13 protein-coding genes are annotated in these 15868 nt (G+C 69.5%); 4 read left to right on the top strand and 9 right to left on the bottom strand.

The annotated features are described in order from the left end of the window. Positions 1-88: 88 nt before the first annotated feature. From CA12_RS20050 to nagB, 8 genes are all read right to left on the bottom strand, one after another. The gene (locus tag CA12_RS20050; protein ID WP_145360905.1) at positions 89-1303 is read right to left on the bottom strand and encodes an argininosuccinate synthase; all 1215 of its coding nucleotides are present in this window, start codon (positions 1301-1303) and stop codon (positions 89-91) included. Positions 1304-1505: 202 nt separating this feature from the next. Further along, positions 1506-3122, bottom strand: coding sequence for a chaperonin GroEL (gene groL, locus CA12_RS20045; protein ID WP_145360904.1), 1617 nt, complete (start codon positions 3120-3122; stop codon positions 1506-1508). 76 nt (positions 3123-3198) lie between these two features. Next, a complete protein-coding gene (gene groES, locus CA12_RS20040; protein ID WP_145360903.1) occupies positions 3199-3504 on the bottom strand; it encodes a co-chaperone GroES in 306 nt (101 codons plus the stop codon). Positions 3505-3705: 201 nt separating this feature from the next. After that, complete coding sequence (gene sthA, locus CA12_RS20035; RefSeq protein WP_145360902.1) at positions 3706-5235, bottom strand: Si-specific NAD(P)(+) transhydrogenase; 1530 nt, start codon at positions 5233-5235, stop codon at positions 3706-3708. Positions 5236-5343: 108 nt separating this feature from the next. Then, positions 5344-6435 carry a 23S rRNA (adenine(2503)-C(2))-methyltransferase RlmN gene (gene rlmN, locus CA12_RS20030; protein WP_145360901.1) on the bottom strand — a complete coding sequence of 364 codons (1092 nt, stop codon included), beginning with the start codon at positions 6433-6435 and terminating at the stop codon, positions 5344-5346. 100 nt (positions 6436-6535) lie between these two features. After that, positions 6536-6856 carry a hypothetical protein gene (locus CA12_RS20025; protein WP_145360900.1) on the bottom strand — a complete coding sequence of 107 codons (321 nt, stop codon included), beginning with the start codon at positions 6854-6856 and terminating at the stop codon, positions 6536-6538. A gap of 133 nt (positions 6857-6989) precedes the next feature. Beyond that, a complete protein-coding gene (gene lexA, locus CA12_RS20020) occupies positions 6990-7589 on the bottom strand; it encodes a transcriptional repressor LexA (RefSeq protein WP_145360899.1) in 600 nt (199 codons plus the stop codon). A 219-nt stretch (positions 7590-7808) separates the two neighbouring features. Continuing rightward, a complete protein-coding gene (gene nagB, locus CA12_RS20015) occupies positions 7809-9683 on the bottom strand; it encodes a glucosamine-6-phosphate deaminase (protein WP_242688049.1) in 1875 nt (624 codons plus the stop codon). Positions 9684-9800: 117 nt separating this feature from the next. Here nagB and CA12_RS20010 point away from each other — a divergent pair, with 117 nt between their 5' ends. Both CA12_RS20010 and CA12_RS20005 read left to right on the top strand, forming a co-directional pair. After that, positions 9801-10583, top strand: coding sequence for a PIG-L deacetylase family protein (locus CA12_RS20010; RefSeq protein WP_145360897.1), 783 nt, complete (start codon positions 9801-9803; stop codon positions 10581-10583). 107 nt (positions 10584-10690) lie between these two features. Then, positions 10691-10936 carry a hypothetical protein gene (locus CA12_RS20005; RefSeq protein WP_145360896.1) on the top strand — a complete coding sequence of 82 codons (246 nt, stop codon included), beginning with the start codon at positions 10691-10693 and terminating at the stop codon, positions 10934-10936. Positions 10937-10981: 45 nt separating this feature from the next. Here the strand turns inward: CA12_RS20005 and CA12_RS20000 are convergent, their stop codons facing one another. Continuing rightward, positions 10982-13717 (bottom strand): serine/threonine-protein kinase, encoded by a 2736-nt coding sequence (locus tag CA12_RS20000; RefSeq protein WP_165700887.1) that lies wholly within the window; start codon positions 13715-13717, stop codon positions 10982-10984. A gap of 229 nt (positions 13718-13946) precedes the next feature. On the opposite strand from CA12_RS20000, the gene CA12_RS19995 reads away from it, so the two are divergent. Further along, positions 13947-14504: a response regulator gene (locus tag CA12_RS19995; RefSeq protein ID WP_242688047.1), complete on the top strand. Its 558-nt coding sequence runs from the start codon at positions 13947-13949 to the stop codon at positions 14502-14504. Further along, entirely contained in the window at positions 14501-15868 is a 1368-nt protein-coding gene (locus CA12_RS19990) for a class I SAM-dependent rRNA methyltransferase (protein ID WP_145360894.1), read from the top strand. The genes CA12_RS19995 and CA12_RS19990 overlap by 4 nt, the downstream gene beginning before the upstream one ends.

Below are 15868 nucleotides of genomic sequence, written 5' to 3'. Positions count from 1 at the left end.
CGATCCGTTCAAACGCGAGCCCGCCGCGTTTCGCAGGCGGGGCAGGGAAGGGGCCGACGCCGCGGGAGCCGCGGCGCCGCGGGGGGACTCAGTAACTGCGCGGCGTGACCGTGCCCTGCACGCGGCTGGGCAGGCCGGTGATCCGCAGGAAGCCGGTGGCGTCGTCCTGGTCGTAGCTGCCGCCGCCCTCCATCGACGCGATCTCCGCGTCGTATAGGCTGTTCGGCGAGGAGCGCCGGCGGGCCGACAGGTTCCCCTTATACATGCCGAGCGTCACCTCGCCGGTGACGGGCTCCTGGGCCTTGTCCGTGAAGGCGAACAGGGCGTCCAGCTTCGGCGTGTACCACAGTCCGTAGTAGACCATCTCCGCGACGATCGGCGAGAGTTGATCGCGGAGGTGCATCAGGTCCCGGTCGAGGGTCAGCTCCTCCAGCATGCGGTGGGCCTCGTAGAGCAGCGTCATGCCGGGAGCCTCGTAGACGCCGCGGCTCTTCATGCCGACGAAGCGGTTCTCGACCATGTCAATCCGGCCGACGCCGTTGCGACCGGCCAACTCGTTCGCCTTCTCCACGAGGTCCTTGGCGTCGAGTTTCTGTCCGTTGATGGAGACGGGCACGCCCTTCTCGAAGCCGACGGTGACCTCCTCCAGCTTGTCCGGGGCCTCCTGCGGGGAGACGCCCATCGTGAAGTCGACCACGTCCACGCCGGCCACGGAGAGGTCCTCCAGATCGCCGGCTTCGTAGGAGACGTGTAGGCAGTTCTCGTCGCTGCTGTAGGGCTTGGCACTGGTCGCTTTGACCGGGATGCCCTTTTCCTCGCAGTAGGCGATCAGCTCGGTGCGGCCGGGGAAGCGATCGCGGAAGGCTTTGATCCGCCAGGGGGCGATCATCTGGACCGTGGGGTCCAGCGCCTCGGCGGCGAGCTGGAAGCGGCACTGGTCGTTGCCCTTGCCGGTCGCCCCGTGGGCGTACGCCGTGGCGCCGACTTCCCGGGCGACCTGCAACATCACCTTGCTGATCAGCGGCCGGGCGATGCTGGTGCCCAGCAGGTAGATGCTCTCGTATTTCGCCCCGGCCTTGAGCACGGGGAAGGCGAAGTCCCGGCAGAGTTCCTCCGTGACGTCGACGATGCGGGCGCTTTTGGCGCCGCAGTCCTGGGCCTTCTTGAGGATCGCCTGCTTGTCCTCGCCGGGTTGGCCGATATCCACGTAGACGCAGTGCACGTCCCAGCCTTCGTCCTGCAACCAGCCGAGGATGACGGAGGTGTCCAGACCGCCGGAATAGGCGAGCACGCAGGCGGGCATGAGATCGAGGTCGGTTCGAAGCGAAGCGGGCGAGAGGCGGCGGAGTCTAACGGGGCGGGGGAGGAGGTAGAATCGACCGCTCCCGTTTCGTCCGCCGCAGACCGGACAAGAAAAAAGCCCCCGGCGTTTCCGCCGGGGGCTTCCTGAACCTGCGATCCCGTCTCGGGGACGGCTCGCAACGAGTCCGCGGACCAGTCGCGGCTCAGTAGAGGTCTTCGCCGCTCATGCCGCCGCCCTTGCCCTTGGCGGGCTTCTCGGCGATCAACGCCTCGCTGGTCAGCAGCAGGGTGCTGACGGAGGCGGCGTTCTGCAGGGCAGTCCGGGTGACCTTGGCCGGGTCGATGATGCCGGCCTTGACCATGTCTTCGTAGACGTCGGTCGCGGCGTTGTAGCCGAAGTTGCCTTCCTGAGCGAGAACCTTCTCGCAGACCACCGCGCCGTCCTTGCCGGCGTTGTTGGAGATCTGCGTCAGCGGGGCCCGGCAGGCGCGGAGGATGATCTGGTAGCCGGTGCCGAAGTCGTGGCCTTCCTTCTTACCCGGCTTGACCTGCGAGCTGGCCCGGAGAAGGGCGACGCCGCCGCCCGGCAGGATGCCTTCCTCGACGGCCGCCCGGGTGGCGTGCAGGGCGTCCTCGACGCGGGCCTTCTTCTCCTTCATCTCGGACTCGGTCGCGGCGCCGACGTTCACCTGGGCGACGCCGCCGGCCAGCTTGGCGACGCGTTCCTCGAGCTTCTCGCGGTCGTAATCGCTGCTGGAGTTCTCCAGCTCGCGGCGGATCTGCTCGATCCGAGCCTTGATGTCGGCGCTCTTGCCGCCGCCCTCGATCAGGGTGGTGTTGTCCTTATCGACGACGACCTTCTTGCAGGTACCGAGGTCGGAGAGCTGGAGGTTCTCCAGCTTGATGCCGAGGTCCTCGAAGATCGCGGTGCCGCCGACCATCACGGCGATGTCCTGCAGCATGGCCTTACGGCGATCGCCGTAGCCGGGGGCCTTCACGGCGGCGACCTTGAAGGTGCCCCGCAGGTTGTTGATCACGAGGGTGGCGAGGGCTTCGCCCTCGACGTCCTCGGCGATGATCAGCAGGCCCTTGCCGCTCTGGACGACCTTCTCCAGCACCGGGACCAGGTCGCGGATATTGGAGATCTTCTTTTCATGCACGAGGATGTACGGGTCCTCCAGCATCACTTCCATCGCCTGCCGGTCGGTGACGAAGTAGGGGCTGAGGTAGCCGCGGTCGAACTGCATGCCCTCGACGACGTCGAAGGTGGTCTCCAGGCTCTTGCCTTCCTCGACGGTCAGTACGCCGTCGTTGCCGACCGCTTCCATCGCCTTGGAGATGATGCTGCCGATCTCGGTGTCGCCGTTGCTGGCGACGGTGCCGACCTGGGCGATGCTTTTGCTGTCGCGGGCTTCGATGCTCATCGACTTGAGCTTGGCGACGATGTCCTCGACCGCCTGATCCATGCCCCGCTTCATCTCGATCGGGGAGACGCCGGAGACGACGGCCTTGAGGCCTTCGTTATAGATCGCCTCGGCCATCACCGTGGCGGTGGTGGTCCCGTCGCCGGCGTTGTCGCTGGTGCGGGAGGCGACCTCCTTGACCATGCGGGCGCCCATGTCCTCAAACTTGTCCGGCAGCTCGATCTCCTTGGCCACGGTCACGCCGTCCTTGGTGACGGTCGGGGAGCCGAAGGACTTCTCCAGGATGACGTTGCGGCCCTTGGGGCCGAGGGTGACCTTCACGGCCCGGGCCAGCTTGCCGACGCCGCGGCGCATGGCTTCCTGGGCTTCCTGGTCGAACGCGATCATCTTCGCCATGGGATAACTCTTTGGTGTGCGGGAATGTACGGGTGGAGAATAAAGCCGCCGGGCCGGAGCCCGGCGACGCGCGGGACTAGCAGGTGGCGAGGATGTCGCTCTCGCGGAGCAGCAGCAGGTCTTCGTCGCCGATCTTGATCTCGTCGCCGGCGTAGCTGCTGAAGATGACGGTGTCGCCTTCCTTGACCGTCAGCGGCACCTTCGTGCCGTCGTCCTTCACGTGGCCGTCGCCCACCGCGACCACCTCGCCGCGCTGCGGCTTATCCTTGGCGGCGTCCGGCAGCACGATCCCGCCGGCGGTGGTGGATTCGGCCTCGGCGCGCTTCAGCACGACGCGGTCGCCCAGCGGGGCGATATTGATCTTGGCGGAGGGCTTCGCCATCGGTGTTCGGAACTCGGAGATACTACGGGAAACGGACAGACCGGCTGGGCCGGTGCGTATTTCCAACGAGTAGCGAACGCCGTACCAAGCCGCCGCGTCCTCTCCTAACCGCATGCGAGACGGAGAGTTCCGTCTCCGCAGTTCGCAGCGTCCGCGGACGGCCTGTCAGATCGGCAGCAGTTGTCGGCCGGCGGGGACCGTTCAGAACAGCCGGTTGTAGCCGTTCAACGCCGCCACCCGGTACGCCTCCGCCATGGTGGGGTAGTTGAAGGTCGTGTTCACGAAGTAGTCGATCGTGTTGCGGCCCTTCGGCTGAGCCATGATCGCCTGCCCGATGTGCACGATCTCGCTGGCGCTGCGGCCGAAGCAGTGGATGCCGAGGATCTCCCGCGTCTCCCGGTGAAACAGGAGTTTGAGCATCCCCACCGGCGTGCCGGCGATCTGGGCCCGGGCGAGATGTTTGAACATGCTCTGGCCGACCTCGTACGGCACGTTCGCCTCCGTCAGTTCCCGCTCTGTCTGGCCGACGCTGCTGATCTCTGGGGAGGTGTAGATGCCCGTCGGAATGTCCTTCAGCGAAGTGCGGTCCTCGCGACCCTCGATCAGGTGCATGGAGGCGTAGCGGCCTTGCGCGTAGGCGGCGCTGGCCAGCGACGGGTAGCCGATCACGTCGCCGACCGCATAGACGTGCTTGTGCTTGGTCCGCAGGTTCTCGTCCACCTCAATCTGGCCGCGGCGGTTCGGCTCGATCTCCAGTTGGTCCAGCCCCAGCGACTCCGTGTTGCCGCTCCGGCCGGCGGCCCACAGCAGAATGTCGGACTTCAGTTTCTTGCCGCTTTTCAGGTGCAGCACGACGCCGTCGTCGCGGCCTTCCGCGTGTTCGATCGACTCCCGGTGCCGGATCACCACGCCGCGATCGCGGAGGTGGTAGGCGAGGGCGTCGATGATCTCGTCGTCGAGAAACTCCAGCAGCTTGTCCCGGGTGTTGACGAGGTTCACCTTGCAGCCGAGGTTCCGGAACATGCTGGCGTACTCGCAGCCGATGACCCCGGCGCCGTAGATCGTGATGCTCATCGGCGTCTCTCCGAGCGACAGGATCGTGTCGCTGTCGAAGATCCGCGGGTGGGAGAAGTCGATGTTCTCCGGGCGGAACGGGCGACTGCCCACTGCGAGCACGAAGGCGTCCGACGTGTACCGGGTCTCGTGGCCGTTCTCGCTGGTGACGGCGAACTCGTGCATCCCGGTGAAGCGGGCGTGCCCCGCGAGCAGCGTGACGGCGTTGCGGTCGTAAAACGTCCGCCGCATCGCCACCTGGCGGTCGATCACGCCCGCGGCGCTGGCCCGCAGTTCGGGGAAGGAGGCGGTGATGCTGCCGCAGGAGTTCCGCACGACCGGCATCTGGGCCGCTTCGGTCACCTGATTGATCGCGTACCGCAGGGCCTTGCTGGGGATGGTGCCCCAGTGCGTGCAACCACCGCCGACGCGGGCGTACTTCTCGCAGACGGCCACGCGTTTCCCGAGCTTCACCGCCTGCATGGCGGCACCCTCGCCGCCCGGGCCGGTGCCGATCACCACGACGTCGAAGTCGCGGTCGTCCCGGTCCTCCACGCCGGTGGCGAAGCCTTTGCCGCTGCCCGCGAACTTGGGGGTGATGTCTGCCAGGCCGGCGCCGTGCTCCTGTCGCCGCTCCACTTCGGCGGGGGTGTCGGGTCCGTCGTTCTCGTCGCTCATCGGGGCCGTGGGAGAGGTCGGCAGGGGGAAGGGGAGCGCGACAGAGGATAGCGGCGCCGTCCGGGTTTGCAGTGCCGGGTCGCCTCAATGCTCTAACCCGCCCCGGTTTCAGAGCGTCAGCGGGACCGGCTCGCGTTCCGCGACCCGCCGCAGTTGGCCGCAGGCGGCGTCGATATCCGCCCCTTTGCGCTTCCGCACCGTCGCCGGCACGCCGGCGTCGTTGAGGATCGCCGCGAACCGCCCGGTCGCGGGGCTGCCGGGAGCGGCGAAGTCCAGTTCCGCCACGTCGTTCATCGGGATGAGATTGACGTGGGCCGTGCGACCGGCGAGCAGCTCCGCCAGCTCCGCGGCGTGATGCGGCTCGTCGTTCACGCCGGCCAGCAGCACGTATTCGTAGGTCACCCGGCGGCCGGTCGCGGCGAAGTAATCGTCCGCCGCCTCCAGCACGGCCTGCAGGCCGGTCTTGCGATTGATCGGGACGATCTCGCTCCGCAGCTCGTCGTTCGGGGCGTGCAGCGAGACGGCCAGCTTATACGGCTTGCCCAGTTCCGCGAATTTCCGCATCTGGGCCGGCAGGCCGACGGTGGAGACGGTGATTCGCCGCGGCGAGAGGCCGAAGCCGTCCGGGGCGGTCAGTTCCTCCAGCACGCCGGTCAGGTTCCGCAGGTTCGCCAGCGGCTCGCCGATGCCCATGACGACGACGTTGGTGATCCGCCCCCCGGCCTGCTCGGCCGGCGGCAGCAAGCGGTCGAGTCGCAGCACCTGTTCGAGGATCTCGCCCCGCGTGAGGTCCCGCTTCACCCCGCCGATGCCACTGGCGCAGAACACGCAGCCCATCGCGCAGCCGACCTGCGTACTAATGCAGACCGTCCGCCGCCCCGTCTCCCGCATCAACACGCATTCGACGTGGTGGGCCGGCGTCTTGCCGCTGGGGTCGGCGAAGCGGAGGAGCAGTTTCTCGGTGCGATCCTGCGCCACCTGATGCCGGACCGGCTCCCCGGTGAACAGGGGCAGCTCCGTCGTCAGTCGTTCCCGCAGGGCGGCGGGCAGGGTGGTGACGTCCGCCAGCGATTCCGCACGGCCGTCGAAGACGGCCTTGCGAATCTGCTTGGCGCGAAACGGCTTCTCGCCGCGCTCGGCCAGCCACGCCGTCAGCCCGTCGGCGTCGAGGTCCAGCAAGGAAGCGGGCGGGGCGGGCATCGGTGGAGTGTACGGGGAGGCCGCAGCAGAGAAACCGCCGAGAGCCGGCGGATCGCTTTCCCCGAGCGATTTCATCGCCAACGGGAGCGACCGCGAGCGGTCACCGTTGGCGGACGACGGCTTCCAAGGTCACGCCGGTCCGCACCATCGCCCAACAAGACGCCGCGAACAGACCGCCGAAAACCGGCATGGCGAACGGACTGCCGTCGCACATGAAGCATCTGAAAAACTGTAGCCCGCCGAACGCCCCCGCGCCCGCGATCGGCCAACACGACAACAAGCGGCCCTTCCAGATCAGCACGCCGAAAAAAGCCCCGACGCCGGCGCCGAAGAGGGCGACGCGGGGGTCCGCCGCCCGGACCTCCACGGCTCGCCAAGCCAACACGCCGTACGCGCCGCCTCCCAACACGGCGGCAAGCATCTCCCCGAGATACCGCCGCAGGAACCGGCGGCCGTCCCAGCCCCTCTCCCGTTCGACGCCGCCGCAGGCAGGGGCGAGGGCATGCGAGGAAACCTCGCCGGCGGAAAGGGACTGAATGGCAGCGACACGCCTGTCAGACGCGTCGGATCACGCTCTCCAGCACGCCGACGACCTGTACGTCGCGGGCGTAAATCGGCTCCATGTCTTTATTTTCCGGCTGCAACCGGATGCGGTCCTTCTCGCGATAGAACGTCTTGAGGGTCGCTTCCGAGCCGTCCACGGCGGCAACCACGATGTCGCCGTCACGGCAGGTCTGCTGGCGACGGATGACGACGTAATCCCCCTCGGTGATATGGGCGTCGATCATGCTGTCGCCCTTCACTTTCAGGCACATTTTATCGTCGCCGTCGAACAGGTCGGCGAAATCCATCGTCTCCAGGTCTTCCTCGGCCAGCACCGGCACGCCGGCGGCGATCTGACCGACGAACGGCAGCTCCGTTTTCGCCCGGGGTTTGTGCGACAATTCGATCGCGCGGGACATCTTCTCCTCCCGCGTGATCAGGCCCTTCTTCTCCAGCGCCTTCAGGTGACACATCACCCCGTTCGGCGATTTGATGCCGAACTCGTTGCCGATCTCCCGCACCGTGGGGCCGTAGCCGCGGTCGATGATCTTGCTCCGCAGAAAATCGTAAATCTCCTGCTGTCGGGGGGTGAGCTTATCTCCGCGGGCCATGAGTCTGTGGGGGTTGATCGTGCGGCGGGAACCCCTCGTCCCTGAGGGAAGGGCCCGGGGAGGGGCGGCGTGCGGCACACGGGCGGTGGGGGTTCGGCCACCGGTGTTCCTGCGCACACCCATTTTCAAAACGGTAGTGAACGACCGTGCGGGTGGCAAGTGAGTAGTGGGCGCACGTTCGTAATGCCGCGTCATTCGAACGTGCGCCCCCCATTTTGCTTATCGCGGGCCGCGGGCGAACGCCTCGATGGCGAAGTGCTCCGGCAGACCGAGGGCGTCGAAGGCCGCGGCGGTCGCCTTGGTTCGTTCCTCGGCCCGGACCCAGAACTCCCGGTCGTCGTGCCCGGGGAAGACGGGGCGGTCCTTCTGCGTTTCGTGCTTGAAGATCGCCCGGCGTTTACGGGCCGTCACCTCGGGGCTGATCGGCACCGCCCGGTCGATCTCGTGCGGCTCGAACTCCTGCCAGGCCCCGCGGTAGCGCCAGACCTCCGGATCCAGGCCCTCCGCCTGCACCGCTTCCAACGCCCGGCCGACCACGCGGGCGCAGCGGCGGTGGGTGCCGTGCGGGTCGCGGAGGTCGCCGGCCAGATAGACCTGATCCGGCTGCACGGCCCGCAGTAACTCGACCGTGTTCTGCACGTCAGCGTCGCTGATCGGCTGCTTCTTCACGCGGCCGGTCTCGTAGAACGGCAGGTTCTGGAAGTGGCAGCGGCGGCGGGGCACGCCGGCCTCTTCGGCGGCGGCGACGGCCTCCGTGCGGCGGATCAGGGCCTTCAACTTCCACACCTCCGGGCTGTCCGGCTCGCCGGGCGGCTTGTCGGCCAGGGCGGCGATCAGACGTTCCGGCAGCTCCTCGCCCGCGTCCGCGTTCACGAGCGGGGCGACGTCGAACAGGTTTCCGAACGCGTTCACGAAGTCCAGGTGGCGCCGCACGTCGTGGTCGAACACCGCGGTGGCGCCGCTCGTCTGGTAGGCCACGTGCACCTCGTGCCCGTGGTCGCACAGCAGGATCAGCGTGCCGCCCATGGAGATCACGTCGTCGTCCGGGTGCGGGCTGAACACCAGCACGGTCTTCTTTTTCTGCGCGCCGTCCCCGGCGGGGTGCGTGCAGAGAGTCGCGTCGAGCCGGTCAAACACGCGATTCCGCAGCGCCTCGACCGGGCCGCGTTCGCGGAGCAGCTCGTGCAGATCGTGCTCGAGCAGGTCGCGGGTCTGCAGCTTCGTGAGGGCTTTGCCCGCCTGCTCCGAGACCCACACCACGGCCTTCGTCTCCGTGCGGTCGTCCCAGTCGATCGGGCCGGTCCGCCACGGCATCTTGATCGTGGTCAGCTCCGCGGCGGCGCCGCGATCCAGCAGATAGGTGAGGTCTTGGTGCCCGTTCAGCAGGGTGGCGGGGACCCGATCGGTCGGGGCGTCCTCCAGTGCCGACCGCACGACCGGCGCCTTATGTTCGCCCAGCGCCAAGATGAGGATCTTCCGCGCCTCGCGAATCGTGCCGACGCCCATCGTGAGGGCGTGCAGGGGCACGTTCTCCTCGCCGAAGAAGCCCGGGGCGGCGTCGGCCCGGGTCAGCGGGTCGAGCGTCACGAACCGGGTGCGGCCGTCGGCGGGGCTGCCCGGTTCGTTGAAGCCGACGTGCCCGGTCCGGCCGATGCCCAGCAGTTGCAGGTCGATTCCGCCGGCCTTGCGGATCTTCGCTTCGTACTCCGCACAGGCGGCGTCCACGTCGCGGCGGGGCACGTTGCCGGGGGGCAGGTGGGCGTTCTCCGGCTTGATGTTGACGTGGTCGAAGAACGTTTCCCGCATGAAGTGGTGGTACGAATGCCGGTCCTCCGGCGGCATCGGCCAATATTCGTCCAGGTTGAAGGTGACGACCTTCGAAAAGTCGAGCCCTTCCTCCTGATGCAGGCGGATCAACTCGCGATAGACGCCGATCGGGGTGGACCCCGTCGGCAACCCGAGCACCGTGCGTTGTCCGCCGCTGTTGCGCTCGCGGACGAGGCCGGCGACGACGAGGGCGGCGTGGGAGTCGGCGTCGGCGGCGCTGTCGAAGAGCAGGGCCGGAACGCGGGTGAGCGGCAGAGGATGCGGCACGATGGGCGGAGCCGAAACGGGCGTGGCTGGTATCGCGGGGCGGGGAAGGGGACGATTCGCCGACGCACGGGGGCGCTGAGGAATAGACCGGCCCCCACCATACCCAGACCGCTCCCGATGACCGCCGTCAGACCGGCCGAAGGCCCGCCCCGCGTGCTGGCCATCCATTGCCATCCGGACGATCTGGAAATTCAGTGCGGCGGAACCCTCTGCCGCCTCGCCGATCTCGGCTGCGAGATCACCCTGGCCACCCTCACCGCCGGCGACCTCGGCAGCGCCGACCGCACCCGCGAGGAGATCGCCGCCGTCCGCCGGGCGGAGGCGCAACGCTCCGCCGACCTGCTGGGCGCGACCTACGACTGCCTCGGCCTGAACGATCTGACGATCACGCACGACGACGCCAGCCGCCGTGTCGTCACCGCGGCGGTGCGGCGGGCCCGGCCGGAGCTGATCCTCACGGCGCCGCCGATCGACTACATGAGTGACCACGAGGTCGCCAGTCGCCTGGTCCGCGACGCCGCCTTCGCCGCCTCCGTGCCGCTGTACGAATGCGGCGAACCGCCCACCGAGCGGATGCCGCACCTCTACTACTGCGACCCGGTCGGGCACGCCGGGCCGCTGGGCGAGCCTTGGCGGCCCGGGATCGTGGTCGACGTGAGCGATCAGATCGAGCGCAAGCTGGAACTGCTGGCCTGTCACGAGAGTCAGCGGGGCTGGCTCCGGAAACAGCACGGCATCGACGAGTACCTCGCCGGCGCCCGCCGCTGGAGCGCCGCCCGGGGCGAACTGATCGGCACGGCCTACGCCGAGGGCTTCCGGCAGCATCTCGGCCACCCGCACCCGACGGACGATCTGCTGGGAACGTTGCTGGCGGCCGAACGCCCCCACGACGCGGCGTGAACCGCGGCGGGCGAACCGAAGCGGGCGAACCGGGGCGGATGTGCCGGTCCGGGGGAATCACTGCTGGGAAAGGTGAGCGTCGTCCGGCCCTCTGCTACAGTCCGGCGATGCCGGAGACGCCCGCCCCGACCGCCGACGCCCCCCCCGCCGCGGCGGTTGCCGCGCCCGAGCGCCCCGCGCCGGCCGTCGCCCCGACGGCGGGCGGCGACCCGTTCTCGGCGGACGAGTACCGGCAGTTCGCCCGGGAGGACGGCCGGGCCGGCCGATTCATCGGCTGGCTGCTGTGCGCCCTGTTCGTCTACACGATCATCGTGGCCTCCGCCGCGATCTGGTGGACCGTGCAGTCCGTCTGACGACCGAGCGGCGTCAGGACCGCCGATGCGTCGCGGGAGCCAGGCTTAGGGAAACAGGTTCAGTGGATCGTCGCCCGGCTTGTCCGCGGCGTTTCCCGTGCTGGCGTCGGCGTCGAGGGCGGATTTGATGCGGTCGACGTACCCGGCAGGATCGACGGGCGGGTCCGCGTCGCCGAACTTGCTCCCGGCGATCACCAGGCCGGCGCTTTTGTCGGTCGGGGCGCCCGCGAAGACCACGCCGCGGGCGACGCCGGCGAACGTCAGGTTCTTCAGCGTGACGGCCTTCAGGGAAACCTCGCCGGCGTCGGACCCGAGCCGCACGCCGACGTCGCCCGGCCCGATCGTCATTCCGTCCAGCGTGAGTTTTTCCGCTGCGGCGATCACGTCGAACCCGACCGCCGCTTCCCGAATCGAACCGCCGGTGAAGGTCACGATCTGGATCCCCCCGTCGGCGACCTGAACCCCGATCGCACCGCTGCTCGCTCCCTCGCCGGTCACGGCGAGGTCGACGATCTCCAGCGTATTGCCCGACACGCCGCGGAACAGGAGCCCGGTGCCGGCGACGTTCTTGATCGCCAGCCCGTCGATGCGGGACTCCGTTAGGGCGCCGTTGAGTTCCACGGCGACCGCTTTGCCCGCGGCGTCGACGGTCAGATTCTCCAGTGCGAATCGGATCAGCGGGCCGGTAATCGAGACGGTCGGCGCCGCCCCCGGCGAACGCAGGGTCGTGCCGTCGGCGTGCCCGCGGATGGTGACGTCGGAGGGAAAGCTGAAGTTCGTCCCGCTGGCGATCAGCCGTTCGTTCAGCACCCCGGCGGGCAGTTGCACGACCGCTGCGTCCCCGCTGGACGGGTCGACGTTCTCCTCCAGGTGATTCAGGGCCGCCGCCAAGGTGGGAAAGCGGCCGTCGGGGCCGACGGTCAGCGGGCCGGCGTCCTCTGCCACGGTCGGGGCGTCGGGATCGGCGTCGTCCGTCATGCCGGAGTCGTCGTCGCCCCCGGCGAGCCACACCGCCGCCGCGATCGCCGTCAGCAGGCCTAGCGCCGCCGCGGCGATCCAGGGCCACTTCGCCCGGGGCGCCGCGTCCGCCGGGGCCTTGCCGGCGCCCCGTCCGCCGCGGCGCCGGGGCAGGGGAGAGGGGTCGGCGGCCGCCAAACCCGGCTCGCTGCCGCTCTGCTCCGGCAGATCGACGGCCGACCCCGTCCCGGAGCCCGGTCCGACGCGCGATCCGGACCCCAGTCCGCTGCCCGAACGCACCCCACTGCCGGAACGCACGCCGCTGCCGGCTCCGCTCCCCGGCCCAGGCTGCGCGCCGGAATCGAGATCGAACCCGGTGAAGTCGAAGCCGGAGCCCGTTTGCGACGGCGAGGAGCCCGGTCCCCCGGAGTCGCCGTCGGCCACGTCCGTCCCGCCGAGAAAATCGAACCGCCCGCTGCCCGGCCCGTGGACGTGCGAATCGCCAATGTCCGAACCATCCGAGGAGGAGGGCGCCTCCTCGCCGAACGCGCCGGAGGGCGAGTCCGTCGCCGAGCCCGGCGCCGGAGTCGGATCGCGGCCGATCAGCCCGCCGGCCTTGGCGGCAAGGGCCTGGCGGACCCCGGACTTCGGTTTCGATCCCGAACGGCGGCGGATGCCCGAGCGGATCCCGGACCCCGCCTCGCTGCCGGGCTCAGCCGGCAGACCGGCGAGAAAGTCGTTGAGCTCCGGTTCGGGCGGCGGTTCCGGCTCCGCCGGGGCAGCCGGCGCCGCCGCGACGCCCGGGGGGGCGAGAGCCTCGGCCACCTCGTCCATCGACTGGAAGCGGTCCTCCGGCTTCTTTTCCAGCATCCGGGCGACCGCCCGGGCCAGTTCCGGCGGCACCCCCTCGACCAGCGACTCGATCGGCGGGGGCGGCTGGGTCTGGTGGGCCATCAACCGCTGCGTCAGCGTCCCCTCCGTGAACGGTCCGTGCCCGCACAGACTGAAGTACAGCGTGCATCCCAGACCGTAAATGTCCGCCCGGTGATCGACGGCGTGGCTGTCCAGCGCCTGCTCCGGGGCGAGGTAGTCGGCGGTGCCGAGCACCTTTTCGTCGTGGGCGACGGTGAGGCTGTGCTCCTCATCTTCCCCGCCGCGGGCCAGGCCGAGGTCCGTCACCTTCACCGCCCCGCTGCTGGCCAGCAGGATGTTGCCCGGCTTGACGTCCCGGTGCACGATCCCGGCGGCGTGGGCGTGGGCGAGCCCCTTGGCGGACTCGTAGCCGATCTGCCGCACGCGATCGGGGGCGGGCGGGCCGTCCCGCTTGACCAGGTCGTACAGGCTGCGGCCCTCGACCAGTTCCATCACGAGGAAGTGGGTCGCCGCGTTGCCCTCGCCCTCGCTGGCGACGTCGTAGGCCCGCACGATGTTCGGGTGGTCCAGCGCCGCGACCGCCCGGGCCTCCCGCATGAACCGTTCGAGATGCGACCCCCCGCCGACCAGCTTCGCGGGCAGCACCTTGATGGCGCAGCGGCGTTTCATCACGACGTGCTCGCCGAGGTACACCGCGCTCATTCCGCCTTTGCCGAGCAGGCCCAGCAGCTCGTAGCTCCCCAGCCGAAAGCCCCGGCAGCGGCCGGCGAGGAGCTTCTCCGCCTGCCAGCGCGTCAGCAGTTTCGCCGCGACGAGGTCCGCCGCGAGATCCTTGGCGGTCGAGCCGCCGCGGTCCTCCAGGAACTTCGCCAGCTTCGCTTTCCCGACCAGCCCGCTCTGCCGCAGGCAGGCCAGAAACGACTCGGCGTCGGGCGGGGCGGCGGCGGGCAAGGGGACGCGGCGGGGGCGAACAGAGCGGACTTGGCGGGGGAGACGGTCGAGCGACCCGCTGCATGATGCCGCCCGAATCGATCGCCCGAAAGCGGAACCGGGTCGCGGCGCCGGCTTTCCCCCGGCGCCGCCGCGACGACCCGCACCGCCGGCGGTACACTGCCCGACCGAACTCGTCGTCACTGCGCCGTTCGGCTCGTTTTCCCGCTTCCCGTTCCGTCCCGCTCCCGTGGCCGATCCCCCCGCCGCCCTCCCGCCCGGAGCCGTGCCGCCCGGAGCCTCGTCGTCGAGGAACTCACTGCTCGGCGCCGCGGAGCCCGGGCCGTCCAAGCTGCTGATCGCCGACGACAACATCCCCAACTGCGAACTGCTGGACGCCGTGCTGTCCGATCAGGGGCACGAGGTGGCGTTCGCCCACGACGGGGCGGAGACGCTGGAAGTCGCGGCCGCCGCGGCCGCGGACGGCAAACCGTTCGACCTCGTGCTGCTGGACATCATGATGCCCAAGCTCAGCGGCTATGAGGTCTGCCAGCGGATGAAGGCCGATCCCGCCCTCGCCGCCACGCCCGTGCTGATGGTCACGGCGCTGCACGAGACGGGCGATATTGAAAAGGCCGTGGACGCCGGCTGCGACGACTTCCTCTCAAAACCGATCAACGGCGTGGAACTGAAAACCCGCGTGCGGAGCCTGTTGCGGGTCCGCCACCTCACGAACGAGCGCGACCGCCTGCTGGCGTACCTCTCCGAGGTCGACGACCGCGAAAAGCCGACCGGGGTCGAGGCGTGACCCATCCCGGAGCTTCTTCTTCGTCCAACGGCCCGCGCGGCCGGCGGACGGTGGTGATCGGCGAGGAGCCGGTCCCCCCGCCGCCGCCCCAGGCCGCCGCCCCCGCGCCCCGCATTGCGCCGGGCTCCGGCGGGCCGGCGACGCTCGGCGAGCCGGTCGCCCGCGTGGCGCTCAAGCCCCGTCGCGCGCAACCGTTCCACTTTCGGCACCCGTGGGTGTTCGACGGGGCGGTGCAGCGCATCGAGGCCTCCGGCGATTTCACGACCGGCAGCGTGGCGGACCTCATCACCGACTCCGGCGAGTGGGTCGCCCGCGGTCTGCTGCACACGGACGCCAATCTCAAGCTGCGGCTCTACTCCTGGGACCCAGACCGTCCGCTTGATCGCGGACTGTTCGCCGAGCGGATCGCCTCCGCGGCGCACCTGCGGACCCGCCTGTTCGGCGCCCCCTCCGCGACGGACGCCCGTCGCGAACTGTTCAGCGAGGCGGACGGCCTCTCCGGGCTGACCGTCGACCGCTACGGCGAGTATCTCGCCGTGCAGTTCACCGCCGGCCCGCTGGCGGCCCACGCGGAGACGGTTCTCGACCTGCTCGAAGCGCAATTCTCGCCGAAGGGCATCCTGATCCGCACGGAGAAGGGCATGGGCGAGGCCGAGGCCATCCATCTGAACGACGGCGTCGTCCGCGGCGAGGCCCCGCCGGAGGGGTTCGCCGTGGAGGAGAACGGCCTGCAGTGGGGCGTCGACCTGGCCGTCGGGCAGAAGACCGGACTGTTCCTCGACCAGCGCGACAACCGTCGGGCCGCCGCCGATCTCATCGCCGCGGCCACGCCCGGGGCGAAGGTGCTCGACCTGTTCTGCTACACCGGCGGCTTCGGGCTGACGGCGTTGGCCCGCGGCGGCGCGGCCTCGGTGCGGGGGGTGGACTCCAGCGAATCCGCCCTCGCCCTAGCCGTGATGAACGCCGCGCGCCACGGTTCCGCGGACGCCTGCACCTGGACCGCCGGCAAGGCGTTCCAGGTGTTGGACGAGCTGAAGGCCTCCGGCGAACGCTTCGACGCGATCGTCTGCGACCCGCCGAAGATGACCCGCACCCGCAAGAGCGTCGAAAACGCTCTCCGCGGCTACCACCAGCTCAACTCCAGTTGTCTGGAACTGCTGAACCCCGGCGGCGTCCTGGTGACTTGCTGTTGCTCGGGGCTGATCTCCCGGGAGAAGTTCGGCCAGATGCTCGCCGGCGTCGCCGCCCGGGTGGGCCGGCCGCTGCGGATCCTGGAAAACCGCGGCGCCGCCCCGGATCACCCGACGGCCCCGCAGATCCCGGAGAGCGAGTACCTGAAGTGCCTGCTCTGCGTCGCAGACTAA

Origin of the sequence: Alienimonas californiensis (assembly GCF_007743815.1) — a bacterium.
GTDB lineage: Bacteria > Planctomycetota > Planctomycetia > Planctomycetales > Planctomycetaceae > Alienimonas > Alienimonas californiensis.
This window is presented reverse-complemented; position numbering and strand designations above follow the sequence as displayed.

Bases quoted from the DNA above. Each gene is read 5' to 3' on its own strand.
- rlmN (WP_145360901.1), bottom strand. From the start codon at position 6,435: ATGCCCGCCCCGCCCGCTTCCTTGCTGGACCTCGACGCCGACGGGCTG.
- CA12_RS20005 (WP_145360896.1), top strand. From the start codon at position 10,691: ATGCCGGAGACGCCCGCCCCGACCGCCGACGCCCCCCCCGCCGCGGCG.
- CA12_RS20025 (WP_145360900.1), bottom strand. From the start codon at position 6,856: ATGCTTGCCGCCGTGTTGGGAGGCGGCGCGTACGGCGTGTTGGCTTGG.
- lexA (WP_145360899.1), bottom strand. From the start codon at position 7,589: ATGGCCCGCGGAGATAAGCTCACCCCCCGACAGCAGGAGATTTACGAT.
- CA12_RS20050 (WP_145360905.1), bottom strand. From the start codon at position 1,303: ATGCCCGCCTGCGTGCTCGCCTATTCCGGCGGTCTGGACACCTCCGTC.
- CA12_RS20010 (WP_145360897.1), top strand. From the start codon at position 9,801: ATGACCGCCGTCAGACCGGCCGAAGGCCCGCCCCGCGTGCTGGCCATC.
- groL (WP_145360904.1), bottom strand. From the start codon at position 3,122: ATGGCGAAGATGATCGCGTTCGACCAGGAAGCCCAGGAAGCCATGCGC.
- sthA (WP_145360902.1), bottom strand. From the start codon at position 5,235: ATGAGCGACGAGAACGACGGACCCGACACCCCCGCCGAAGTGGAGCGG.
- groES (WP_145360903.1), bottom strand. From the start codon at position 3,504: ATGGCGAAGCCCTCCGCCAAGATCAATATCGCCCCGCTGGGCGACCGC.